Below are 23,915 nucleotides of genomic sequence, written 5' to 3' on the forward strand. Positions count from 1 at the left end.
AAACCAAATTCGCGCGAAATGTTTACACGAGGGAACACATCATGACGTTACTGGCATCTCCACTGGAATCCATCGAAAGCGCGGTGATCTGGCTGCTGGTGGTTTTTTCCGTTGCCACTTGGGGCCTGGCGTTGCTCAAGGCTGTGCAGTTCGGTCGTCTGAAAGCGCAGGATCGGCGCTTTCACAAACGTTTCTGGGCGGCGTCGAGTCTGGATGCCGCGGCAGAGTTGAGCGAAACCCAGCCCGGCGCCGCAGCGCGAGTGGCGCAGGCTGGCTATGCAGCGATCCAGGTGGGCGAGGCGCCGCAGGCGAATGATCTGAGCCAGGCGATCAACCATCAGGATCGCCTCGAGCGTGCCTTGCGCCAGCAGATCGTCCGCGAACGGCGTTCGCTGGAAACCGGTCTGGCGGTTGTCGCGAGTATCGGCAGCACCTCGCCGTTCATTGGTCTGTTTGGCACGGTGTGGGGAATCATGGAGGCCTTGAAAGGCATCAGCGCCGCCGGTTCGGCGAGCCTGGAAACGGTGGCCGGCCCGATCGGTGCGGCACTCGTCGCGACCGGCGTGGGGATCGCCGTCGCGGTGCCGGCGGTGCTGGTTTACAACTATTTTTTGCGAAGGCTGAAACTGACCGCCGCGGATCTGGATGACTTCGCCCACGACTTCTACAGCCTGGCGCAGAAGAGCGCGTTCCGCGTGCTGATCCACCCGACCGCACACAAAGTGGCAACGTCGGGCAACGCGGCAAAAGTGAAGGAGGCGTCCTGATATGGCCTTCTCCACGCAAGACACGGATGAGGTGCTCAGCGAAATCAACGTGACGCCGCTGGTAGACGTGATGCTGGTGCTGCTGGTGATGTTTATCGTCACCGCGCCGCTGCTGACCAACGCGATCCCGATCAACCTGCCGAAGACCGAAGCGGTGGCGCCGGTCGAGCAGAAGGATCCGCTGGTGGTGAGCATCGACGGCGTCGGCAAACTGTTTATCAACAAGGACGAGATTCAGCCCGACTTGCTCGAATTCAACCTCAAGTCGGCCAAAGCCAAGGACCCGGAGATGCGCGTGCAATTGCAGGCCGATGACGGGGTGAATTACGGCGAAGTGGCGCGTGCCATGGCTTCGATCGAACGGGCGGGGATTACCAAGTTGTCGGTGATCACCGCGCGGTGACAGATTTTCGTTTTTTCGGGGCCGTCTCCTTGGCAGGGTGCGGCCCTTTTTTTGCGTTCAGTTTTTGAAAAGCCCCTCACCCTAGCCCTCTCCCGGAGGGAGAGGGGACTGACCGGGTTGTCTGGCGGCTATACACCGATATGAGAAATCCAGTCGAACTCAAGATTTGAAGAGCCTGAAGATCAGCTCCCTTTCCCCCTCGCTCCTTGGGGGAGAGGGCTGGGGTAAGGGGGAAGAATCTCACGCCCTACACAGATCACATATTCGATACAGGTCTTAATAAATAGCTTCTTATTCCTTAACGAATATAACTCCTCTCCCTATACTCGACCCGGAACAGACACGACGCAGGAGAGCTTCCCCATGCGCAACGAATCAATCCGCTACCTGATTGTGCCGGGCTGGCAAGGATCGCCAGAAGATCATTGGCAAAGCCATTGGCAGAACAGCCTGCCGAACAGCGCACGGGTGGAACAGGCCGATTGGCTGACGCCGCGCCGTGAGGACTGGGTCGCCGCGCTGGCCGAAGCGATTGCCGCCGACAGCACGCCAGTGATCCTCATCGCTCACAGCCTCGGCTGCATCACCGTTGCCCACTGGGCGGCGACTGCGCCGCTGCAATATCTGCGTCAGGTGCGCGGGGCGTTGCTGGTTGCGCCCGCCGATGTCGAGCGTCCTGCATGTGCGCCGGCACTGCGCAACTTCGCACCGATTCCGACCGATCTGTTGCCATTCCCCAGTCAGGTCGTCAGCTCCGACAACGACGCCGCCGTCAGTGCCCCGCGCGCGCTCGAACTGGCACGCAACTGGGGGGCGGAGGCGGGGATTCTTGCCGGTGCCGGGCACATCAACGTCAAGTCCGGGCATCAGCGTTGGGAGCAGGGTTTCGCCTATCTCTATCGCCTGCAAAACCGCCTGGAAGACCACGCCCGCCGTCGCGCCTGATCTAATTTTTCAACGCCCCCGTCGGCTGGCGGTTTTGGGCGGGAGCCTGCCATGAGTTTTGAAACCTTCGGTCAGCCCTTGCTGACCTTTCCCGATGCGGAAAAAAGCCCTCTGAGCATTCGCGCCAAGGCCCTGGTGTTCGTCGACCCACGCTCGCGGCAATTGCGCGAGGAATTGGAGCAGTTGGCTCCGCGTTCGATTTCAGTGTTGATTCGCGGTGAGACTGGCACCGGTAAAGAGCTGCTCGCCCGGCATATCCATCGCGCCAGTGACCGCAGCGGTCTGTTCGTTTCGGTGAACTGCGGCGCGATCAGCCCGACCTACGCCGACGCCGAACTGTTCGGCTACGCCGCCGGCAGCTACAGCGGTTCGGCCAGCAGCCGCGCCGGCTGGTTCGGTTCGGCCAACGGCGGCACCTTGTACCTGGATGAGATCGGCGATTTGCCGCTGCCGATTCAGGTCAAGCTGCTCGCAGCGCTGGAAAATCACGAAGTCACCCGCGTCGGTGCGCATCAGCCGAGCCCCGTGGATGTGCGCCTGGTGGCGGCGACCAGCATCGATCTGGCCCAGGCCGTGGACGCGGGAAAATTCCACGAGCGTCTCTATCACTATCTCAGCGAGGGTCATCTGGAGCTGCCGGCGTTGCGCGCGCGGACCGGCGACATTCTCTCGCTCGCCGAGTATTTCCTTGGCATCTACAGCCAGCGTCTTGACCTGCCCGTACCGCTGATCAGCGAAGCGGCGCAACATGTGCTCGAACAACACAGTTGGCCGGGCAACACTCGCGAACTGGAAAACGTCATTCACTTTGCCCTGCTGGTCAGCACCGGCGACGAGATCCTGCCGGAACATCTGAATCTGCCGCCGGTGCTGACGCAGATCGAAAGCCAGATCAAACAGATCCTGACCACCGGCTCCCCCGCTGACCAAGCCGCGCTCAAGCAACTTCTGGCGGACGCCAAACTTCTGTAGGAGCTGCGGCACGCTGCGATCTTTTGATCTTCAGCTGTCTCAAAGCCTTGAAAATCAAAAGATCGCAGCCTTCGGCAGCTCCTACAGTTGAGGTAGAGCTGTATGAACAAAATGGAATATGAAGCTGAATAAACGTTATTGTCCGGGAATAAAAAATCCGGGTATTGTCCGCCTCACGCCAGCGATATCACTTCACTGGCACACGTATTAAATGCCGTCGTCGATGACGACCGTGATTTTCGATAAGGACACTGCATGAAAAAGGTTCTGTTGTTTACCGCATTGGCGGCTGCGCTGACGGCTTCTTTCGCCAACGCCGGCGAGAAACTGGTGGTTGCCGCAACGCCGGTGCCCCACGCTGAAATCCTTGAGCTGATCAAACCGACCCTGGCCAAAGAAGGCGTCGATCTGGAAATCAAGGTCTTCACCGACTACGTGCAGCCGAACGTACAGGTTGGCGAGAAGCGTCTGGACGCCAACTACTTCCAGACCAAGCCGTATCTGGACAGCTTCAACCAGGGCAAATACAAGGATGACAAATCCAAGTACCTGGTGACCGTTCAGGGCGTCCACGTTGAGCCGTTCGGTGGTTACTCGAGCAAGTACAAGACCCTGGCTGAACTGCCGGACGGCGCCACCATCGCCATCCCTAACGAAGGCAGCAACAGCGGCCGCGCCCTGATCCTGCTGCAAAAGGCCGGCCTGATCGAACTGAAAGATCCGAAAAACGCTTTGGCAACGCCAAAAGACATCGCCAAGAACCCGCACAACTTCAAGTTCAAGGAACTGGAATCGGCCCTGCTGCCGCGCGTTCTGAAAGAAGTTGATCTGGACATGATCAACACCAACTACGCGCTGGAAGCCAAGCTCAACCCGCAGAAAGATGCGCTGGTGATCGAAGGCGCTGACTCGCCATACGTGAACTTCCTGGTGGCCCGTGAGGACAACAAGAACAGCGATGCGATCCAGAAACTGGCCAAGGCCCTGACCAGCCCGGAAGTCAAAGCGTTCATCGAGAAGAAGTACAGCGGCGCGGTATTGCCGGCGTTCTGATCTGACTTGAGTGAATCCGCTTCAGACGTGAAAACGCCGATGGCCAGTGATGGTCATCGGCGTTTTTGTGTGTGCGTTTCAAGCCGTTGAAAGGATCGTTCCCACGCTCTGCGTGGGAATGCCTCATCGGACGCTCCGCGTTCGGCTCTTAATGGGACGCGGAGCGTCCCGGGCTGCATTCCTTTGCTGCGCGTGGGAACGATCAAAGGCTCAGGCCACCTGCGTATTCAACGCCCGGCGCAACGCCCTGAGCAATTTCACGATGTCCTGCGGATCCAGCCGCTGCGGCACTTTTACGTCCATGTTGTTCTTCCTTGTGGTGGATGGGCCGGAGAGTCTGGCCAAAAGCTGTGGGTCCTTGGAGGTCTTTCCTGAAAAAAAGATCCGTCCTACAGCGCAAGGAAAAATAGCCGTCTTATTCCTTCCCGGCAAACCCGCAGAACATTGTTTTAAGCAAGCGATTGTGCCGTCACCGCTCAATCCGGCCAATGCCACGCCGGCTCATCCAGCACCCGCTGCCCGACGATCCCGGTTTGCCCCAGCGTCTTTTCCAGCACGATGCAATTGCATTCCGGGTCTTCCTGCAACGCCGAGATCAAACGCCGTGCATGGGATACGACCCACACCTGACACTGCTCCGAAGCGCGAATGATCAGCCGTGCCAGCGCCGGCAGCAAGTCCGGGTGCAGGCTGGTTTCCGGTTCGTTGAGCACCATCAGCGATGGCGGTCGCGGGGTCAGCAGGGCGGCGATCAGCAGCAGATAACGCAAAGTGCCGTCCGACAGTTCTGCCGCTGACAGCGGTCGCAACAAGCCTTCCTGATAAAACTCGATAGCGAAACGGCCACCGGCCAACAGTGCGATATTCAGCCGCGCGCCGGGAAACGCATCGCTGATCGCCGCGCTCAATGCTTGCGGATCGCCAATCTCGATAATGGTCTGCAAGGCTGCCGCCAGATCACGGCCGTCGTGGTGCAGCACGGGTGTGCGCGTGCCCAGTTGCGGCTGCCGAACCGGCGCGTCGGCATCGCTGCGAAAGTGATCATAAAAGCGCCAGCGCCGGATGAATTCGCGCATCTGGAACACTTCCGGCGAGCTGCGCAGATTGCCGACCTGATCGAACAGACTGTCGAAGTTCGGCGTGTGTTGCGCCAGCACATCCCAGGCGCGACCTTCGCGGGCGCGGATCATCGGGCCGTTGCGGTCGACCAGCAGGCTTGCCGGGCGAAACACCGGGCCGGCCCAGATGCACTCACGCTTGATTTCCGGGTCGAGGGAAAAGCATGAAGTGCTCGGCTCCGGCAGGCCCAGGCCGATGGCGTAACTGAAATCCTCGCCGGCGAATCCCAAGCGCAACCTTTTCACGCCTTGGCGCACCGTCGGCTCGATCGCCACTTCACCGTTGCGCATGCGTCGGCTGATGGTTTCCGGCCCGGCCCAGAACGTCGATTCCAGCCCGCCCTCACGCGCCAGTGCATTGACCACACCGCCCTGGGCGGTTTCCGCCAGCAGGCGCAAGGCGCGGTAGAGGTTGGACTTGCCGCTGCCGTTAGGCCCGGTAATCAGGTTCAGGCGCCCGAGCGGAATCACCAGTTTGTTGATCGAGCGGTAATTGGCCACCGCCAGGGTGTTGAGCATGAAATCCTTCTCCGGGTCACTGCGATACGCGCGCAGCATACCTTTAATGAGATAAATCTGGTGTTGGCGTCCGCAACCGTGGAACCCTGTTCTAAGCTCTGAAGTCGTATCGTCTCGACAGCAGCATTTAAGGCCAAGGAGTGTGCATGGCGGGTCCCGGATTGAAAGTGCTGATGGCCGTGAGCGCCATGGCGTTGCTCACCGCTTGCGGCGACAAGAAGCCTGCTGAGGAATACTTGCCACGGGTCTTTGTGCAAGAGGTCGAACCGGCCAACTACGCCGCAGCGGTGACCCTTACCGGTGATGTGCAGGCGCGGGTGCAGACCCAGCTGTCATTTCGCGTCGGCGGCAAGATCATCCAGCGCATGGTCGATGTCGGCGACCGCGTCACGGCCAAACAGGTGCTGGCCAAACTCGATCCGAAGGATCTGCAGACCAACGTCGATTCTGCTCAGGCCCAGGTCGTCGCCGAACAGGCCCGCGTGAAGCAAGCGGCAGCCGCTTTCGTGCGTCAGCAAAAACTCCTGCCCAAGGGCTACACCAGCCAGAGCGAATACGATTCGGCACAAGCCGCGCTGCGCAGCAGTCAGAGCGCATTGAGCGCGGCGCAGGCGCAGCTGGCCAACGCCAAGGACCAGCTCGGCTACACTGCGCTGATCGCCGATGCACCCGGGGTGATCACCGAGCGCCAGGCCGAAGTCGGCCAGGTAGTGCAGGCCACCGCGCCGATTTTCAGCCTCGCCCGCGATGGCGACCGCGACGCGGTGTTCAATGTCTACGAATCGCTGCTGGCCGAGCGTCCGTCCGATCGCTCGATCGTGGTCAGCCTGCTCGACAATCCCGAGATCAAGACCACCGGCACCGTGCGTGAAATCACGCCGTCGGTGTCGGCGCAATCGGGCACCGTGCAGGTCAAGGTCAGCCTCGACAAGCTGCCGCCGGGCATGCAACTCGGTTCTGTGGTCAGCGCCACCGCAAAAGGCACCGGCAAATCGGCGGTGGAACTGCCCTGGTCGGCGCTGACAAAAAACGTCAGCGACCCGGCGGTATGGCTGGTCGATGACAAGGGTGAAGCGCAGTTGCACACGGTCACGGTCGGTCGCTACCTGACCGGCAAAGTGATCATCAGCGAAGGTCTCAAGGGCGGCGAGAAAGTCATTGTCGCCGGCGGCCAGTTGCTGCACCCCGGCATGAAAGTCGAGATTGCCGAAAACACCTACAAGGATCTGCAACCGGGAGCGCAGCCATGAAGCGCCTCGGACTGTTGTGCATGGCGCTGCTGCTGGGCGCCTGCTCGGAAAAGGAAACCCCGCCGGAACCGGTACGTCCGGTGCTGTCGGTCACGGTCAAAGCGCTCAACGAAGAAAGCCTCGGACGCTTTGCCGGGAGCATTCAGGCGCGCTACGAGAGCAACACCGGTTTCCGCGTCGGTGGACGCATCGCCAGCCGCAACGTCGATGTCGGCGCCGAGGTGCAGAAGGGCACCTTGCTCGCCACCCTCGATCCGTCCGACCAGCAGAACCAGTTGCGCTCGGCCCAGGGCGATCTGGCGAGAATCCAGGCGCAACTGATCAACGCCCAGGCCAATGCACGTCGTCAGCAAGCGCTGTTTGATCGCGGCGTCGGTGCGCAGGCGCAACTGGACGTCGCCAATACCGATCTGAAAACCACTCAGGCCTCGCTCGATCAGGCCCGCGCGGCGGTCAGCCAGAGCAAGGATCAACTGAGCTACACCGAGCTGCGCTCCGATCACAAAGCCGTGGTCACCGCGTGGAACGCCGAAGCCGGGCAAGTAGTAACTGCCGGCCAACAGGTGGTGACGCTGGCGCAACCGGACATCAAGGAAGCGGTGATCGATCTGCCCGATACGCTGGTCGATCAGTTGCCCAGCGACGTGGTGTTCTCGGTGGCCGCGCAACTCGACCCGAGCATCAACACCACGGCGATCATCCGCGAGATCGAACCCCAGGCGCAAAGCGCCACGCGCACCCGCCGCGCGCGCCTGACCCTGTCGGATACGCCGGACGGTTTCCGCCTCGGCACCGCGATCAGCGTGACCCTCAGCTCGGCGATCAAGCCGCGCATCGAACTGCCGGTGACGGCGTTGCAGGAAGCCGACGGTAAAACCCGGATCTGGGTGATCGACACGCAGAACAAAACCGTCAACCCGCGCGACGTCAGCGTGGTCAGCCGTGGCGACAACAGCGTGGTGCTGGCCGGTGGCGTGCAAAACGGCGAGCGCGTGGTCAGCGCCGGCGTCAACAGTCTCAAACCCGGACAATCGGTAAAACTTGACGAGGACAGTCAATGAAAGGCTCTTTCAACCTCTCCGAATGGGCCTTGAAGCACCAGTCATTCGTCTGGTACCTGATGTTCGTCGGGCTGCTGATGGGAGTGTTCTCGTACTTCAATCTCGGCCGCGAAGAAGACCCGTCATTCACCATCAAGACCATGGTGATCCAGACCAAATGGCCGGGCGCGACCCAGGAAGAAACCCTCAAGCAGGTCACCGACCGCATCGAGAAAAAACTCGAAGAGCTCGATTCCCTCGATTACGTGAAAAGCTACACCCGCCCCGGCGAATCGACGGTGTACGTGTACCTGCGCGACACCACCAGCGCTGAGGACATTCCGCAAATCTGGTACCAGGTGCGCAAGAAGATCGACGACATTCGCGGCCAGTTTCCCCAGGGCATTCAGGGGCCGGGGTTCAACGATGAGTTCGGTGACGTGTACGGCTCGGTCTACGCCTTCACCGCCGACGGCCTGACCATGCGCCAGTTGCGCGATTACGTGGAACAGGCGCGGGCCGAGATCCGCAACGTGCCGGGGCTGGGCAAGATCGAAATGGTCGGCCAGCAGGACGAAACGATTTACCTGAACTTCTCCACGCGCAAACTTGCCGCGTTAGGTATCGACCAGCGCCAGGTGGTGCAGAGCCTGCAATCGCAGAACGCAGTGACTCCGGCCGGGGTGATCGAGGCGGGGCCTGAGCGGATTTCCGTGCGCACCTCGGGCCAGTTCGAGTCGGAGAAAGATCTGGCCGAGGTCAATCTCAAGCTCAACGATCGCTTCTATCGTCTGGCCGACATCGCCGAGATCAGCCGTGGCTACGTTGATCCGGCGACACCGGAATTCCGCTTCGACGGCAAACCGGCGATCGGCCTGGCGATTGCCATGCAGAAGGGCGGCAACGTTCAGGAATTCGGTAAAGCGCTGCATGAGCGCATCGACCAGCTCACCGCAGATTTGCCGGTCGGCGTCGGCGTGCACACCGTTTCCGATCAGGCGGTGGTGGTGGAAGAGGCCGTCGGCGGTTTCACCAGCGCGCTGTTCGAAGCGGTCATCATCGTGCTGGTGGTGAGCTTCATCAGCCTCGGCGTGCGCGCCGGTCTGGTGGTGGCCTGCTCGATTCCGCTGGTGCTGGCGATGGTCTTTGTGTTCATGGAATACAGCGGCATCACCATGCAGCGGATTTCCCTCGGCGCGCTGATCATTGCCCTCGGTCTGCTGGTGGACGACGCGATGATCACCGTGGAAATGATGGTCACGCGCCTGGAAATGGGCGAGAGCAAGGAGCAGGCGGCGACGTTCGCCTACACCTCGACGGCATTCCCGATGCTCACCGGTACGCTGGTGACCGTCGCCGGTTTTGTGCCCATCGGCCTCAACGCCAGTTCGGCGGGTGAATATACGTTCACGCTGTTCGCGGTGATTGCCGTGGCGATGATCGTCTCGTGGGTGGTGGCGGTGTTCTTCGCACCAGTGATCGGCGTGCACATCCTCAGCGACAAGGTGAAGGCCCACGATGCCGAGCCGGGTCGCGTCGGCCGGGCGTTCAACGGTGGTCTGTTGTGGGCCATGCGCAATCGCTGGTGGGCGATCGGCGTCACCGTGCTGCTGTTCGTGCTGGCGGTGTTCTGCATGCGTTTCGTGCAGAACCAGTTCTTCCCCGCTTCCGACCGCCCGGAAATTCTGGTCGACCTGAACCTGCCGCAAAACGCCTCCATCGACGAAACCCGCAAAGCGGTGGACAAGCTCGAAGCGACGCTCAAGGGCGACCCGGACATCGTGCGCTGGAGCACTTACATCGGTCAGGGCGCGATCCGTTTCTACCTGCCGCTGGATCAGCAATTGCAGAACCCGTACTACGCGCAGCTGGTGATCGTCAGCAAGGATTTCGAAGCCCGCGAGGCACTCAGCCAGCGCTTGCGTGAGCGCCTGCACAAAGACTTCGTCGGCATCGGCAGCTACGTGCAGGCTCTGGAAATGGGCCCGCCGGTGGGGCGTCCGATTCAGTATCGAGTCAGCGGCAAAGACGTCGATCAGGTGCGCAAACACGCCATCGATCTGGCCACCGAACTGGACAAGAACCCGCACATCGGCGAGATCATTTACGACTGGAACGAGCCCGGCAAAGTCCTGCGCATCGATATTGCCCAGGACAAGGCGCGGCAACTCGGGCTGTCGTCCGAAGACGTCGCCAACCTGATGAACAGCATTGTCAGCGGCTCACCGTTGACCCAGGTCGATGACGATATCTACCTGATCAACGTGGTCGGTCGCGCGGTGGATTCCGAGCGCGGTACCCCGGAAACCCTGCAGAACCTGCAGATCGTCACGCCGAGCGGCACCTCGATTCCGCTGCTGGCGTTCGCCACCGTGCGCTATGAACTGGAACAACCGCTGGTCTGGCGTCGCGACCGCTTGCCGACCATTACCATCAAGGCCTCGGTGCGCGACGAGATTCAGCCGACCGATCTGGTGAAACTGCTCAAGCCGTCGATCGATGCTTTTGCCTCGAAACTGCCGGTCGGCTACAAGGTCGCCACCGGCGGTACGGTCGAGGAAAGCGGCAAGGCCCAAGGGCCGATTGCCAAGGTGCTGCCGCTGATGCTGTTCCTCATGGCAACGTTCCTGATGATCCAGTTGCACAGCGTGCAGAAGATGTTCCTGGTCGCCAGTGTGGCGCCGCTGGGGTTGATCGGCGTGGTCCTGGCGCTGGTGCCGACCGGCACGCCGATGGGCTTCGTGGCGATCCTGGGGATTCTCGCGCTGATCGGCATCATCATCCGCAACTCGGTGATTCTGGTGACGCAGATCGATGAGTTCGAGCAGAAAGGCTATGCGCCGTGGGACGCAGTGGTCGAAGCCACCGAACACCGGCGCCGGCCGATCCTGCTCACCGCAGCGGCAGCGAGCATGGGCATGATCCCGATCGCCCGCGAAGTTTTCTGGGGACCGATGGCCTACGCAATGATCGGCGGGATTGTCGTGGCGACGCTGCTGACGCTGCTGTTCCTGCCGGCGCTGTATGTGGCCTGGTACAAGATTCGCGAACCTGAAAAAAAATCTTCCTGAAGCAAAAGCAAAAATCGCAGCCTTCGCAGCACCTACAGGGAAACGCATTCCAACGTAGGAGCTGCCGAAGGCTGCGATCTTTTGATCTTCAATCAACTCGACGCCACACGCTCGCCAGCCAAGGCTGCTGCTCACGCGGTAACCCGGCGGGCCGGTAATAATGCTCCAGCTCCACAAACCCCGCCGCCGTCAGCAACCCGCGCCAGGCCTCGAGATCGTGATACGAGCCGTAGCGCGGCCCGTTCCAGCCCTCTTGGTTGTCGCCACGCGGATTGGAACTGAACAGCACGCCACCCGGTTTCAAGGTGCCGCGCAGTTGCCGTAGCACTTGCGGCAACACCTGCAGCGGCACATGAAACAGCACGGCGTTGGCGAAAATGCCGTCGAAGCGCTCGGCCGGCAGATCAAGCTTGAGAAAGTCCTGCTGCCAGACTTCGCAACCGCTGTCCTCGCGGGCCATGCGCGCGAATTCCTGTGAGCCATCAAGGCCGATCGCGACGTGGCCCATGCGCGTGAAGGTTTGCAAATCCCGCCCCGGCCCGCAGCCGAAATCGAGAATCGTGAAAGGTGCTTCACCGTGAATGTGGCGCAGCAAGGCCTCGATGTTCTGGCTGACATCGTGGTCGCGAGTGCCTTCTCGGAAATCCTCGGCCACCGAGTTGTAGTGTCCAAGGGTGGTGGCGGTGATCTGTTCGAGGTCGCTGGGCGTTTGCTTCATGATCGATGCTGTATTGGCGGTGTGAGGGCGGACTATAAGCCTTTTCACCGGCAAAAAAACGCCGCCTGCGCTGGGGCCAGTGCAGGCGGCAATGGGTGCCAGGCTTCAGTGCTGCTTCGCTCCCAGACAATCGATCGAGCGGTCCATCATCGCCTTGGCCATTTCCAGCAGATGCCAGACCGAAAACACCATGGCCCGATCCGCGCCCCCGAGCTGGTCACCGCATTGATGGACGGTCACCGAGGCGCAGCGCAGCAGATCGGCAACATACAGTTGGGCGTCCTCCAGCGTCACATCTTCGCTGATGCTGTAAACGCGTTTCTGTCCCGCCAACGTGACCTGATTGCCGGCCAGATGCGAGTCGACGGCGCGGCACAGTGCAGAGCGATCCTTGAGCAAATCCTCGGTGAACCGCTTGCTTGAGGTAAGGCTGAGTGGCGGATCGGCAAGATTTTTTTCCATGGGTAAACTCCTGACTTCAAGTGGGAGCCAACCATTTCGCGACTAAACGAGCAGGACGGCGGCTGCACGCGGATCAGTTGCCGGCCGGACAACTGAATCCAGTCACCGCAAAACAGTGACGACCGGAGATTAGCTACAGGATATTTCGGGTACAAGCGGGCAAATTATTCTAGGAATCGTCCTGCAAACCCGCGTGGTTCGGGCTGGCGAAACGACAAAAGTGGTGTAGGAAGCATCTGATTTTTGCGAAGGGCGTTGCCTAAGATATCGCGATCACAAGGGCCTGATTGATGGCCACCTGCCGCCATCGACCTTAGCGCTTATTCAGTCCTCGCGCCAGCCTGTCTGAATGACCGCATGGGTGCGCAAACCTGAATGCAACTGGTAGTTCTTACAGTATCGGGATGGAGAAAACTGGTTCAGTCTCAGCGTATAGACATCAGGGACTCGCGTAGCCGTGAATACCCGCCATGACACCGCCACTCCGACCTTGTCGGTCATTGACCCGCGCGCACTGGTGGTTCGCAGCGTTGCCTATTGCCGACACCCGGATAAAGCCGACATCGAATCGCGCATCACCCGGCAGATCTTTGATGAGGCAGGCCGTCAAGTAGCGTCGTGGGATCCGCGTTTGTACGGCGTTGCGCCCAAACCGAATCTGGCCACGATCTACGCGTTGAGCGGTCAAGCGTTACTCACAGACAGCGTCGACGCCGGTTGGCAGGTGCGGCTGTTGAATGAAGCGGGCTCGATGTGTTCTGGCTGGGATGCCCGGGGCAGTCAGAGTCACCGCCAATACGATGATCTGCAGCGACCGCTAGCCCTCACCGAGCAGGCGCACGAAGGGCAGCCTCACGTGGTCGAGCGCTGGACCTATGCAAAAGCCACCGATGATCACGCGCAGCACAACCAGTGCGGTCGACCAATCCGCCACGACGACCCGGCCGGCAATCGGCATTTCGATGGCTACGGCCTCGCTGGCGCAGTGGTGGTGGAGTCGCGACGCTTTTTGATCGAACTCGAGACGCCTGACTGGCCGCTCGAACCCGACCGGCGGGATGACTATCTCGAGGAAACAACCTACGTCACCCGGCAGACGTTCATTCCAACCGGCGAGTTGCAGCATCACACCGACGCGGTAGGCAACCTCCGGACCCAGCATTACAACATCGCCGGACAAGCTTGCGCGACCTGGCTGTTGCAGGCCGGCGAGGGCAGGCAGCCGAAGTGCCTGGTCAGCGCCATTCGCTACAACGCGCAGGGTCAGATCGAAAGCGAAACGGCCGGCAACGGCGTCATCGCCCGCGCCGAATACAGCCGCGATGACGGTCGGTTGCTGAGACTGCTCGCCAGTGTCGGCACGCATCCTCCGTTGCAGGATCTGAATTACGTCTACGATCCGGTGGGCAACATCGTCAGCCTGGAAGACAAGACTCAAGCCGTGTCCTGGCTCAACAATCAGCGCATCGATCCGGTCAGTCGGTATCGCTACGACAGCCTTTATCAACTGGTCGAGGCCAGCGGCTGGGAAGTCAGCCAGCCCAGTCATGGCCCGGCCTTGCCGGAGCTGCTGCCTACGCCGCTGGATCCTAATCAACGGCGCAACTACACGCAGAAATTCGACTACGACGCAGCGGGCAACCTCATCACTCGCCATCACAGCGGTGCGCCGGGTTTTTCGATGTACACCTCCCATCGCAACAACCGAAGCCTGATGCAGCGCGACGATGGTTCCTTGCCCGGGGAAGCGGAGATAGCGCTGGGATTTGATGCGGCGGGTAATCAGCTTGAGCTGCAGCGCGGACAGGCCATGACGTGGAACGTGCGCAATGAGCTGAGCCGCGTAGTGCTGGTTCAACGCGAGGCAGAGGTCGACGATTACGAATGCTTTAGTTATGACATTTCCGGACATCGTTCGCGCAAAGTGTTTATCCGACAGACTGCGGTTCGAATTCTGGATAGCGAGGTTCGCTATCTTCCCGGTCTCCAATTGCACCGACGTGCCGGAGGTGAAGAGTATCAAGTGATCGAAACCGGAGTCGGTCGAGCTTCGATAAAACTATTGCACTGGCCTTGCGCCAGAAACCCGGATCAACTGCGTTTCGGCTATGACGATCTCATTGGCTCCTCTACTGTGGAGCTGGATGATGAAGGCTGTGTTCTGACACTGGAGCAGTATTATCCCTTTGGAGGAACAGCCTGCTGGGCTGGCAGAAATGCGCAGGCGGCGACATACAAAACCGTCCGATATTCTGGCAAGGAGCGAGACGCGACGGGACTTTATTACTACGGCTATCGATATTACGCGCCTTGGCTACAGCGATGGATAAGTGCGGATCCGCAAGGGGACGGGTTGAATCTGTACGCAATGGTCGCAAACAATCCGACAAGCGCTGTCGATTCCGACGGTCTGAAGGGCAGCGATGCGCAGGATCGTTGGCGCAGAGCTTATGCGGGAATAGTGGCGTCAAGAGACGGTGTCTGGGTACGCACAGTGGCCCGGGGAATTGTGGCAGTCGATATTGTCGGCGGTAATGAATTGTTCAATCGGATGGGAATGAATTTGACTCGTCCGATCGTAGGCAATAGAAGCCTTGCCTACTTGTCGATTGATCCGACATTGCGAAGCAAAGTAGCGGGCGCCGAGACAGGTTTTCGTCTGAGCACGGCGTCGGGAGAGGATATCAAGGCGCAAGCAGCTATCCCGAGCGCGGGTGCCGTTGCCTATATCAACGGCGGTTTCTTCAATATGCGGAATCAGGCTAGCAGTAACGTTTCGCCGTTTGCACCGATTGGCCCAAGCAAGATCGGCGGTAAAAGTCAGATTTACGCCCCGGTGCCTTCAGACTATCGAAAGCATTTCGTGACAGTTCGAATGAGAGATGGATCGAGGATTGAATCCGGGCCTGTGCTTTCGCAAGGTGGGGAAGCGGTCTTCCCGGAAAGCCATTTGGGTCTCACCAAATTTCTCTTTGACCCGAAGAACAATCAGCCGGGCAAACTGGGTCATGCAGGTTCACCTAACATCCGCTCCGGCATCAGTTTGCCCTGCGGAACAGATAACGGGCAGCGTACGCGTTTGGCATGGGGCGGCAGTACCGGGCGCAGCGACACAGCGACTGGCTATACGATGCCCGAATGGTCCAGGGTAATGGCCAGGCTCGAGGGGATAAACGGTGCTGGTGGATGGTCGGTGAATCTTGATGGTGGTCATTCGGCGGGAATCGGCGTGGTTGGAACACACGACGAATTGCTTTACAGAAGGCCTGAAGAAGGATCATCCGTCCGATCCATCGCCAACTTCATCGCTTATTACGAAAAGCCCCACAAACAGGGATTTTTCAAAAAATGGTTTTCCTGAATCCTGGCGGTTGAGTCATTGAAAGAGGTTGACCTGTTAGTTTTTACAGTAGCGACTCGACCAGAATAAGCACAGTCTTGGTATCAAAGATGCCAAGGACTCACTCCAAATGGGCACTCGTCATGACACCACCACTCCGACCTTGTCGGTCATTGACCCGCGCGCACTGGTGGTTCGCAGCGTTGCCTATTGCCGACACCCGGATAAAGCCGACATCGAATCGCGCATCACCCGGCAGATCTTTGATGAGGCGGGGCGTCAGGTAGCGTCGTGGGATCCGCGTTTGTACGGCGTTGCGCCCAAACAGAATCTGGCCACGATCTACGCGTTGAGCGGTCAAGAGTTACTCACAGACAGCGTCGACGCCGGTTGGCAGGTGCGGCTGTTGAATGAAGCGGGCTCGATGTGTTCTGGCTGGGATGCGCGGGGCAGTCAGAGTCACCGCCAATACGATGATCTGCAGCGACCGCTAGCCCTCACCGAGCAGGCGCACGACGGGCAGCCTCACGTGGTCGAGCGCTGGACCTATGCAAAAGCCACCGATGATCACGCGCAGCACAACCAGTGCGGTCGACCAATCCGCCACGACGACCCGGCCGGCAATCGGCATTTCGATGGCTACGGCCTCGCTGGCGCAGTGATGGTGGAGTCGCGACGCTTTTTGATCGAGCTCGAGACGCCTGACTGGTCGCTCGAACCCGACCGGCGGGATGACTATCTCGAGGAAACAACCTACGTCACCCGGCAGACTTTCACTCCAACCGGCGAGTTGCAGCATCACACCGACGCGGTAGGCAACCTTCGGACCCAGCATTACAACATCGCCGGGCAAGCTTGCGCGACCTGGCTGTTGCAGGCCGGCGAGGGCAGGCAGCCGAAGTGCCTGGTCAGCGCGATTCGCTACAACGCGCAGGGTCAGATCGAAAGCGAAACGGCCGGCAACGGCGTCATCGCCCGCGCCGAATACAGCCGCGATGACGGCCGGTTGCTGAGACTGCTCGCCAGTGTCGGCACGCACCCTCCGTTGCAGGATCTGAATTACGTCTACGATCCGGTGGGCAACATCATCAGCCTGGAAGATAAAACCCAAGCCGTGTCCTGGCTCAACAATCAGCGCATCGATCCGGTCAGTCGGTATCGCTACGACAGCCTTTATCAACTGGTCGAGGCCAGCGGCTGGGAAGTCAGCCAGCCCAGTCATGGCCCGGCCTTGCCGGAGCTGCTGCCAACGCCGCTGGATCCTAATCAACGGCGCAACTACACGCAGAAATTCGACTACGACGCAGCGGGCAACCTCATCACTCGCCATCACAGCGGTGCGCCGGGTTTTTCGATGTACACCTCCCATCGCAACAACCGAAGCCTGATGCAGCGCGACGATGGTTCCTTGCCCGGGGAAGCGGAGATAGCGCTGGGATTTGATCTGGCGGGTAATCAGTTGGAGTTGCAACGTGGTCAGGCCATGTGCTGGAACGTACGCAATGAGTTGAGCCGGGTTGTGTTGCTGAAACGTCCGAATGAAAGCGATGACTACGAATGTTATGGCTACGACGAGCCGGGGCATCGGTTGCGTAAAACGACTGTCAGCCAAGCGTCCGGTCAGAAGCTGACGGTAGAAGTTCGTTATCTGCCGGGGCTTGAGATTCATCGCGAAGTCGATGGTGTCGAGCGACATGTCTTCAGTGTCGACACCGGGCGCAATCAGGTACGACTGCTGCACTGGCCAAGCGGGGTGGAAAGCGACCAACTGCGTTACAGCCTCAATGATCACCTTGGTTCCAGCACGCTGGAATTGGATGATGGTGCGGGGATTTTGACTCAGGAGCACTATTACCCGTTTGGTGGCACGGCGTGCTGGGCGGGTAAGAATTCATTGGCGGTGAAAAACAAAACGATTCGCTACTCAGGCAAAGAGCGGGATGCGACCGGTCTTTACTATTATGGATATCGTTATTACGCGCCGTGGTTACAACGCTGGACAAGTCCCGATCCTGGCCGAGATATCGATGGAATCAATCTTTACGCAATGCTAGGAAATAGTCCGCTGATTTTCGTTGATGAACAGGGGACGGTCAGAGGTTTGAGTAGCGTTTTGAGCGGCGAAAGTGACGCGGAGCATGCGCGCAGGGCCCATTTCAAATTGCATTTGCTCCCCAGCATCATGGCTAGAAAGGACACGGATAAGAGTTCTGCCATTGGCAAAATTAAAAAGCTGGCGCGCATCCAGAGCGATGTGGCTGCGGATGAATTGCTGGAAGCCGCTGTTGATGTCATATCCAGGGCGAAACTGACTTTCAATATCAATCCGGAAAGCATCCCTGATCTAGAAGGTGATGGCCTCATGAATATGTGGCATCAGGGGGTTAAACCGGGTTTTGCAACGGAGATCCGGGATGGTTTCGAAATGGGCATGTTTGACTATGCTCATTCCCCTTCCAGAATAATAAAAGAGTATGGCTCGCTAGATCATCCGAAATTCAATGGGGATTTCAGGCCTGTTTATGGGGCTTTGAAACTCTCTTCCGGTCTGGCCAGCGCGGGTGGCGCTTCAGCCTATGGGGCTGCTGCCTTCCATCTGAAGGATGAGTCACGTAAATATATGACGTTGACCGGAGTCGACAGCTTTGATCTGAAGCCTTCAATCAATAATCTGGCTTCATTTGGAAATCTGTATCCAGTGTTTCACAAAATGCAATCCAAAACGTGGCAAGTATTGACAAGGATTATGTCGGGTGTCGAAACGGATCTGGCTTCGCCTGATGAGTATGTGGAGTGGCAATCTCATAACAGCGTGAAGTGGAAAGACATGACGAGTCTGATTTTTCAGACAAGAGAAAACATGGAAAACACGCTTGATCAGGGAAATACCCGGGCTTTTCTGAAAAAAAATTCGATTACTCCAGGTTATGTCGGGTGAACACTCACAGTAGCGCCACCAGTTCGCATCCGATGGTGGGCGCTGGCGTCCCAGCCATCGGAAGCAAAGAGTCTGCTTCACCGCTTGTTCAACCCCCGAGCCAACCGATCCCCACCTAATTGAATCACCGCCACCAGCGCCACTAGCAGGACGATCACCGTCAACATGATCTGGCTGTCGAAGCGCTGATAACCGTAGCGGTAAGCGATATCCCCCAGCCCACCAGCACCAATTGCCCCAGCCATGGCCGACGAATTGATCATCGTCACCAGGGTGATGGTGAAACCGCCGACAATCCCCGGCAGCGCCTCGGGCAGCAGCACATGCCAGACGATATGCCAGCGCCGGCAACCCATGGCCTGCGCGGCTTCGATCAGACCATGATCGACCTCGCGCAGACTCACTTCGGCGATCCGCGCGAAGAAGGGCGTTGCGGCAATCGTCAGCGGCACCACAGCGGCCCATACACCGTAAGTTGTGCCGACGATCAGGCGGGTGAACGGAATCAGCGCAACCATCAGAATCAGGAACGGGATCGAGCGGAACAGGTTGACGAAGGCGCCCAGCGCACGGTTCAACAGCGGCGCCTCATAGATCCCGCCCTTGTCACTGGTGACCAGAATCACCGCCATGGGAATCCCCGCCAGCAGCGCGATCAACGACGACACGCCAACCATCAGGAAGGTGTCGATAAAACCCTGCAGCAAGCGATCAAACCACATAGCCCAATACCTCCACTCGTTGCGCCCATTGCCCGGCGCGTTCGCGCAATTGCTCAGCGCTGAACGCCGAGCCGCTGACGGCCAGTAAAAGCTGCCCCAGCGCATGACCCTGAATCCTTTCCACGCCGCCCTGAAGCAGCTTCACTCGGCCACCCAATGCCGCAAATAATGCAGCCAGATCCGGCTCATCAGCGGCACTGCCGGTGAACTGCAAACGCAACACCACCGCTGCATTTGAAGCCGTTGATTGCGTCAGCAAACGGCTCTGCAATTCTTCCGGCAAGGCGTGTTGCAGCGGCGCGAGCAAGGTCTGGCTGACCTCGTGTTGCGGATTGCCGAACACTTGCCACACCGGCCCTTGCTCGACCGCATGGCCATGCTCAAGCACGACGACGCGATCGCAGATGTCGCGGATCACTGCCATTTCGTGAGTGATCAGCACAATGGTCAGGCCGAGGCGTTTGTTGATCTCGCGCAACAGGCCGAGGATCGACTGCGTGGTCTCCGGATCGAGTGCCGATGTCGCTTCATCGCAGAGCAGAATGTCCGGGTCATGCACCAGCGCGCGGGCGATGCCGACACGCTGCTTCTGCCCGCCGGAGAGTTGTGCCGGGTAGGCCTTGTGCTTGCTTTGCAGGCCGACCAGTTCGAGCAGTTCGCGCACCTTGTTGTCGCGCTGTTCCTTCGGCACGCCGGCGACTTTCAGTGGCAACTCGACGTTCTGCCAGACGTTCTTGGCCGACATCAGATTGAAGTGCTGGAAGATCATGCCGATACGCCGGCGCAGAGCGACGAGGCGGTCTTCATCGAACTCGCCAATGTCGACCTGATCGATCAGCACCCGCCCCGACGTTGGCTGTTCCAGGCGATTGATCGTGCGGATCAGCGACGACTTGCCGGCGCCGCTGCGGCCGATGATGCCGAACACTTCACCACGCTGAATCGCCAGGTCGATGCCCTGCAAGGCCGCGACCGGTCCTTGCCGGCCGTTGTAGGTTTTGCCCACGCCAATAAAGCGTACGTGGGCGCGATTCAACTCGGGGTGCAGCTCGGTTTTTTCAGCATTGTGTGGCTCTGGAAGCTCCAGTCGCCGTTGGATCGCCGCAGTCATGTTCAGCTTTCCCAGCCGGCCTGATAGAGCTTGCCGTGGGCCTTGTCCAGTGCCGCGCGAACGGCCGGCGAATGCTGATAGATGTCGACGAACTTGATCAGGCGCGGGTCGGTTTTGCTCTTCGGCTGGATGACGAACTGGATCACGTATTCCTTGTGATCGAGACCGTCGAACAGCAGCGCCGAGCCGGCATCGAAGGTCTTCGCCAGGCGGATATAGGCCGGGTAACCCTGAACCAGGTCGGCGTCGTCGTACGCGCGCACCAGCTGCACGGCTTCGACCTGAAGGATCCTGATCTTCTTCGGATTGGCGACGATGTCGTCCTCGGTGGCCTTGTAACCGACGCCCGGTTTCAGGGTGATCAATCCGGCCTTGGCGAGCAATTGCAAACCGCGTCCGCTGTTGATCGGGTCGTTGGCGATGGCGACGCTGGCGCCTTCGGGCAGTTCATCGAAACTTTTGTATTTCTTCGAATACAGACCGACGTTGTTAATGATCCCAGGAGCGAATGGCACCAGATCGAAACCGGACGCGGCTTTGGCGTTTTCCAGGAACGGGATGTGCTGGAAGTAATTCACGTCGATGTCGCCAGCGGCGAGGCTGACGTTGGGCGCGATCCAGTCGGTGAATTCCACCAGTTCGACTTTCAGGCCTTGTTTGGAGGCTTCCTCGACGGCGGCTTCCAGCGGGATGGCAAAAGCGGCGGTGGTGCCGATTTTCAGCGGCGCATCGGCAGCAAACACCGCCGAGCTGAACAGGCCGAAGGCCAAGGCCAGTGCTTTGACTGGGTGGGACAGGGTTTTCTTGGTCATGATGGTTTTTCCAGTCAGTGCATGAATTTTTGCTGTCGGGGAGGGCCTCTTCGCGAGCAGGCTCGCTCCCACAGGGGCACGCATTTCAAATGTGGGAGCGAGCCTGCTCGCGAAGCTTCTGATGCCTGTACGAAGATCCGCTGTGTTGCTCAGGCAACTGAGCCTCACCGTGAAACAATTTCTCGCGCAAGCTGCCGCTGTCATACGCAGTCTTGTACGAGCCGCGCCGCTGCAACTCGGGAATCACCAGTTCGATGAAATCGACATAGCTTTCCGGGGTGACGATGCGGGTCAGGTTGAAGCCGTCCAGACCGGTTTCGGCAATCCACGATTCGAGTTCATCCGCCACTTGCTCGGGCGAGCCGACCACGGTGATGTAACGACCACCGAGGGCGTGCTGGTCGAGCAATTTGCGCCGGGTCCAGTCGTTGTTTTGCAGGTTTTTCGTCGCCGACTGAATCGCATTGCTCTTCACGTACTGGATCGGCTCATCGATTTCGTATTGGGCAAAGTCGATGCCGGTGGAGGCGGAAAAATGCGCCACGCCGGCCTCGGCGCTGGCGTAGCTCAGGTACTCAGCATGCTTGGCCCACGCCGCTTCTTCGGTGGCGCCGACGATCACATTGAGGCCCATGAACACCTTGATGTCTTGAGGATTGCGCCCGGCTTCGACGGCGCTGGCACGGACCTTGTCGACCTGCACTTTGGTCGATGGTTTGTTCTGGCCGCTGATGAATACGCACTCGGCATGACGCCCGGCGAAGAGCAAGCCGCGATCGGAGCTACCGGCCTGAAACAGCACTGGCGTGCGCTGCGGTGACGGCTCGCAGAGGTGATAACCCTCGACCTGATAGAACTCACCCTTGTGCTCGACCTTGTGCACTTTGTCCGGGTTGGCGTAGATGCGCTGCTCGCGGTCGTTGAGCACCGCGCCGTTCTCCCAACTGCCTTCCCAGAGCTTGTACAAGACCTGCAGATATTCTTCGGCCTGGTCGTAGCGGCGGTCATGTTCGACCTGTTCGCGCAGGCCCATGGCTTTGGCGGCGCTGTCCAGATAACCGGTGACGATGTTCCAGCCGACCCGGCCGCGACTCAAATGATCGAGCGTCGACATGCGCCGGGCGAACAGATACGGCGGCTCGTAAGTGAGATTGGCGGTCAGGCCGAAGCCGAGGTTTCTGGTTACAGCAGCCATCGCTGAAACCAGTAGCAGCGGATCGTTGACCGGCAACTGGATCGACTCTTTCAGCGTGACGTCCACCGAGTTCTGGTAGACGTCGTAGACGCCGACAATGTCAGCGATGAACAAGCCATCGAACAATCCACGCTCAAGCAACTGCGCCAGTTCGGTCCAGTATTCGATCGTGTTGTAGCGGGTCGAAGTGTCGCGCGGATGCGTCCACAGGCCGTGATTGATGTGGCCGATGCAGTTCATGTTGAACGCGTTGAGCAGAATCTTCTTTTTCGCAGCGCTCATCAGATCGTCCCTCGCAGCGGAGGGTTTTCATCGTTGAGGTAGTAATTGCCCACGGCGTGATATTTCCAGCGCACCGGGTCGTGCAGCGTGTGCACGCGCGCGTTGCGCCAGTGCCGGTCGAGGCCGTGTTCACTCAGCGTCGCCTGGCTGCCGGCCAGTTCGAACAAGGTGCTGCCGGCGGCGAGGGAAATTTCCGTACTGATCGCCCGCGCTTCGGCAACCGCGATCGATGCGGCGGCGACGGTTTCGGCGTTGGTTTCGGCTTGCGCGGCATCGAGGATTTCGCCCGCGCGTTCGAGCAAGGCTTCGGTGGCGTGCAGCCGAATGCTCAAGTGGCCGAAGCTCTTCAATGTCAGCGGATCTTCGGTGGCCTTGTCGTTGCCGGAATCGATCCACGGACGGGTTTTGCTGCGCACGAAATGCAAGGCATCTTCGTAAGCGGCGCGGGCAATGCCGGTGTCGATGGCGGCGTGGAGAATCTGCGCCAGCGGGCCGACCGTGGTCGGGCGTTCGAAAGCGCTCTGGAACGGCAGCACATCTTCAGCCGCTACATACACATCTTCGAACACCACCGAGCCACTGCCAGTGGTGCGCTGGCCGAAGCCGCTCCAGTCGTCGATCACCGTCAGGCCCTTGCTCTCGCGCGGGACGAAGGCCAGTTGCTGTACGCCGTTTTCATCGACCACCGACGTCGGAATGCGCTGCGCGTAAATCGCCCCGGTCGAGTAGAACTTGCGCCCGTTAATGCGATAACCAGCGCCGTCGCGGGTGAGACGGGTGACGCGGTCGTGAGCGGTTTTGGTGCCCAGTTCCGCCAGCGCATTGCCGAAGCGTTGACCGGCGAGGACCTCGGCGTACAGACGCTGTTTCTGTTCATCGCTGCCATTCACGCGCAGCACTTCCAGTGCGTAGAAATGGTTCTGCGGAATTTGCCCGAGTGAACCGTCGGCCTGCGCGATCAGGGCGATGACTTTGGCCAGGGTGACGTTGGATACGCCAGCGCCGCCATATTCTTTCGGCACGCTGATGCCCCACAGGCCGGAGCGGGAAAACACTTCGAGCTCGGCCAATGGCAGGCGGCGTTCGCGGTCGCGGATCGCGCTGTCGCGTTTGAAATCTTCGGCCAGGTCGCTGGCGACGATCAGGGCTTGCTCATCGCTGGTGATGAGCGCGACGTGATGGGAAAGCGTCATAGGG

18 protein-coding genes are annotated in these 23,915 nt (G+C 59.6%); 10 read left to right on the forward strand and 8 right to left on the reverse strand.

The window, feature by feature from the left end:
• Nucleotides 1–41 precede the first annotated feature (41 nt).
• The 5 genes from FEE99_RS05535 to FEE99_RS05555 all read left to right on the forward strand — a co-directional run bounded on the left by FEE99_RS05535 (nucleotide 42) and on the right by FEE99_RS05555 (nucleotide 4,140).
• On the forward strand, nucleotides 42–767 hold the full coding sequence (locus tag FEE99_RS05535) for a MotA/TolQ/ExbB proton channel family protein (protein ID WP_041477454.1): 726 nt from the start codon (nucleotides 42–44) through the stop codon (nucleotides 765–767).
• A gap of 1 nt (nucleotide 768) precedes the next feature.
• Nucleotides 769–1,170: an ExbD/TolR family protein gene (locus tag FEE99_RS05540; RefSeq protein WP_041477455.1), complete on the forward strand. Its 402-nt coding sequence runs from the start codon at nucleotides 769–771 to the stop codon at nucleotides 1,168–1,170.
• Nucleotides 1,171–1,533: 363 nt separating this feature from the next.
• On the forward strand, nucleotides 1,534–2,115 hold the full coding sequence (locus tag FEE99_RS05545) for an alpha/beta hydrolase (RefSeq protein ID WP_041477456.1): 582 nt from the start codon (nucleotides 1,534–1,536) through the stop codon (nucleotides 2,113–2,115).
• A 51-nt stretch (nucleotides 2,116–2,166) separates the two neighbouring features.
• The gene (locus FEE99_RS05550; protein ID WP_041477457.1) at nucleotides 2,167–3,087 is read left to right on the forward strand and encodes a sigma 54-interacting transcriptional regulator; all 921 of its coding nucleotides are present in this window, start codon (nucleotides 2,167–2,169) and stop codon (nucleotides 3,085–3,087) included.
• A 255-nt stretch (nucleotides 3,088–3,342) separates the two neighbouring features.
• Nucleotides 3,343–4,140 (forward strand): MetQ/NlpA family ABC transporter substrate-binding protein, encoded by a 798-nt coding sequence (locus FEE99_RS05555; protein WP_041477458.1) that lies wholly within the window; start codon nucleotides 3,343–3,345, stop codon nucleotides 4,138–4,140.
• Nucleotides 4,141–4,616: 476 nt separating this feature from the next.
• On the opposite strand, the gene FEE99_RS05560 is transcribed toward FEE99_RS05555, so the two are convergent.
• Nucleotides 4,617–5,777 (reverse strand): AAA family ATPase, encoded by a 1,161-nt coding sequence (locus FEE99_RS05560; protein ID WP_041477653.1) that lies wholly within the window; start codon nucleotides 5,775–5,777, stop codon nucleotides 4,617–4,619.
• Between the two features lie 146 nt (nucleotides 5,778–5,923).
• On the opposite strand from FEE99_RS05560, the gene FEE99_RS05565 reads away from it, so the two are divergent.
• Genes FEE99_RS05565 through FEE99_RS05575 form a run of 3 tightly spaced genes read left to right on the forward strand, consistent with a single transcriptional unit; the run spans nucleotide 5,924 to nucleotide 11,138 of the window.
• Complete coding sequence (locus tag FEE99_RS05565) at nucleotides 5,924–7,027, forward strand: efflux RND transporter periplasmic adaptor subunit (protein WP_041477459.1); 1,104 nt, start codon at nucleotides 5,924–5,926, stop codon at nucleotides 7,025–7,027.
• Entirely contained in the window at nucleotides 7,024–8,088 is a 1,065-nt protein-coding gene (locus tag FEE99_RS05570; RefSeq protein WP_041477460.1) for an efflux RND transporter periplasmic adaptor subunit, read from the forward strand. Before FEE99_RS05565 ends, FEE99_RS05570 begins: the two co-directional genes overlap by 4 nt.
• Nucleotides 8,085–11,138, forward strand: a complete 3,054-nt coding sequence (locus tag FEE99_RS05575; RefSeq protein WP_041477461.1) for an efflux RND transporter permease subunit — start codon at nucleotides 8,085–8,087, stop codon at nucleotides 11,136–11,138. Before FEE99_RS05570 ends, FEE99_RS05575 begins: the two co-directional genes overlap by 4 nt.
• An 88-nt stretch (nucleotides 11,139–11,226) precedes the next feature.
• Here FEE99_RS05575 and FEE99_RS05580 read toward each other — a convergent pair whose 3' ends face one another.
• On the reverse strand, nucleotides 11,227–11,856 hold the full coding sequence (locus FEE99_RS05580) for a class I SAM-dependent methyltransferase (protein WP_041477462.1): 630 nt from the start codon (nucleotides 11,854–11,856) through the stop codon (nucleotides 11,227–11,229).
• Nucleotides 11,857–11,961: 105 nt separating this feature from the next.
• Nucleotides 11,962–12,318, reverse strand: a complete 357-nt coding sequence (locus tag FEE99_RS05585) for a DUF6124 family protein (RefSeq protein WP_041477463.1) — start codon at nucleotides 12,316–12,318, stop codon at nucleotides 11,962–11,964.
• A 490-nt stretch (nucleotides 12,319–12,808) separates the two neighbouring features.
• On the opposite strand from FEE99_RS05585, the gene FEE99_RS05590 reads away from it, so the two are divergent.
• Both FEE99_RS05590 and FEE99_RS05595 read left to right on the forward strand, forming a co-directional pair.
• Nucleotides 12,809–15,679 carry an RHS repeat domain-containing protein gene (locus FEE99_RS05590; RefSeq protein WP_237143804.1) on the forward strand — a complete coding sequence of 957 codons (2,871 nt, stop codon included), beginning with the start codon at nucleotides 12,809–12,811 and terminating at the stop codon, nucleotides 15,677–15,679.
• A 109-nt stretch (nucleotides 15,680–15,788) separates the two neighbouring features.
• On the forward strand, nucleotides 15,789–18,596 hold the full coding sequence (locus FEE99_RS05595; RefSeq protein ID WP_064361050.1) for an RHS repeat domain-containing protein: 2,808 nt from the start codon (nucleotides 15,789–15,791) through the stop codon (nucleotides 18,594–18,596).
• Nucleotides 18,597–18,673: 77 nt separating this feature from the next.
• Here FEE99_RS05595 and FEE99_RS05600 read toward each other — a convergent pair whose 3' ends face one another.
• From FEE99_RS05600 to FEE99_RS05620, 5 genes are all read right to left on the reverse strand, one after another.
• Nucleotides 18,674–19,318 (reverse strand): methionine ABC transporter permease, encoded by a 645-nt coding sequence (locus FEE99_RS05600; protein WP_016772208.1) that lies wholly within the window; start codon nucleotides 19,316–19,318, stop codon nucleotides 18,674–18,676.
• Nucleotides 19,308–20,429 (reverse strand): methionine ABC transporter ATP-binding protein, encoded by a 1,122-nt coding sequence (locus FEE99_RS05605; protein ID WP_041477465.1) that lies wholly within the window; start codon nucleotides 20,427–20,429, stop codon nucleotides 19,308–19,310. The genes FEE99_RS05600 and FEE99_RS05605 overlap by 11 nt, the downstream gene beginning before the upstream one ends.
• Nucleotides 20,430–20,431: 2 nt before the next feature.
• Nucleotides 20,432–21,241, reverse strand: coding sequence for a MetQ/NlpA family ABC transporter substrate-binding protein (locus FEE99_RS05610; protein ID WP_041477466.1), 810 nt, complete (start codon nucleotides 21,239–21,241; stop codon nucleotides 20,432–20,434).
• A gap of 85 nt (nucleotides 21,242–21,326) precedes the next feature.
• Nucleotides 21,327–22,718, reverse strand: a complete 1,392-nt coding sequence (locus tag FEE99_RS05615; protein ID WP_052392140.1) for an LLM class flavin-dependent oxidoreductase — start codon at nucleotides 22,716–22,718, stop codon at nucleotides 21,327–21,329.
• Nucleotides 22,718–23,911, reverse strand: a complete 1,194-nt coding sequence (locus FEE99_RS05620) for an SfnB family sulfur acquisition oxidoreductase (RefSeq protein ID WP_041477467.1) — start codon at nucleotides 23,909–23,911, stop codon at nucleotides 22,718–22,720. Before FEE99_RS05620 ends, FEE99_RS05615 begins: the two co-directional genes overlap by 1 nt.
• Between the last annotated feature and the right edge of the window lie 4 nt (nucleotides 23,912–23,915).

It is taken from the genome of Pseudomonas sp. ef1, assembly GCF_007293365.2.
Lineage (GTDB): Bacteria > Pseudomonadota > Gammaproteobacteria > Pseudomonadales > Pseudomonadaceae > Aquipseudomonas > Aquipseudomonas siliginis.